Origin of the sequence: Kistimonas scapharcae (genome assembly GCF_039540975.1) — a bacterium.
GTDB classification, from domain to species: domain Bacteria; phylum Pseudomonadota; class Gammaproteobacteria; order Pseudomonadales; family Endozoicomonadaceae; genus Kistimonas; species Kistimonas scapharcae.
Genome location: NZ_BAABFL010000230.1, coordinates 1 through 1,152, shown reverse-complemented (window position 1 = coordinate 1,152; position 1,152 = coordinate 1). Strand labels below are relative to the sequence as shown.

Genomic DNA, 1,152 nt, shown 5'->3' with positions numbered 1-1,152 from the left:
TCCGCCAGCCGTGGAAAGTTGAACATAAGCTGACCGATATCTTCCTCCTCGTTGTCTGTGCCATGATTGCTGGCGCCAGAGGCTGGGCAGAAATTGAAGATTTCGGCAAGCTTCGTGAATCCTGGCTGAAAACAATGGGTGATTTTACCTTCGGCATTCCATCGCACGATACCATTGAGCGTGTTGTCAGCATGGTTAACCCAAAACTCTTTCATAAGTACTTTTCTACGTGGATGCAGAGCTGCCACGAAGCGACAGAGGGGGCAGTGGTTGCCATTGATGGGAAGACTGTCCGAGGCTCAGGTGATAGCAAAAACGAACTGGATCCCATCCACATGGTAAGTGCGTTTTGTACGGCTAATAGCGTTGTATTGGCACAGACAAAAACAGACAGTAAAAGCAATGAAATAACCGCGATTCCGGAGCTGCTTGAACTCCTCTCCATTAAGGGATGCCTTGTCAGTATTGATGCCATGGGCTGCCAGCGTGAGATTGCCGAAAAAATCGTAGCAAAAGAGGCTGACTATCTTCTCTCTGTCAAAGGCAACCATCCAAAGCTCCACGAATCGTTTCAAACACATTTTTCAATGAACAAAATCCTGACCGGAGGCTTTGAGAACACCTATGAAACGATAGAGAAAAATCGAGGTCGCAAAGAGCATCGAATACATGTGGTGAGTGATATTTTTGATGAGTTTGTGAACTTCTCATTTGACTGGAAAAGGCTGCGAACACTGGGTGCTGTGGTTGCTTTCCGTCAGGTTGGCGATACACCACAAAATATCGAGGATGTCAGCATTCGTTACTATATCAGCTCTGCTGAGCTTACAGCGGAAAAGCTGGCAACCAGTGTTCGGAGTCATTGGGCGGTGGAGAATACCCTGCACTATGTTCTGGATGTTTCCATGAGCGAAGATGCCTGCCAGATACGTCGCGGTGATGCAGCCGAAATTCTCTCCGGCTTCAGACACATTGCCCTTAACTTGCTAAAGAATGAAAAAACCTTCAAAGGTGGCATTCAGCGAAAAATGAGGTGCGCCATGATGAGTACCGACTATCTGGAGCGGGTTCTGGCCGGATCGCCATTGTCCGCCGCAGAGGTTGATGGAGCCTGAAGCTAGTGATAGCGCGGGGTTTCATGCGTTTTCCCTG

1 protein-coding gene is annotated in these 1,152 nt (G+C 48.4%); it reads left to right on the top strand.

Features of this window, described 5'->3' with window-relative positions; all coding sequences use genetic code 11:
• The coding region (locus ABD892_RS10590; protein WP_345195591.1) for an ISAs1 family transposase at window positions 1–1,115 on the top strand (1,115 nt) is incomplete at its 5' end.
• Between the last annotated feature and the right edge of the window lie 37 nt (window positions 1,116–1,152).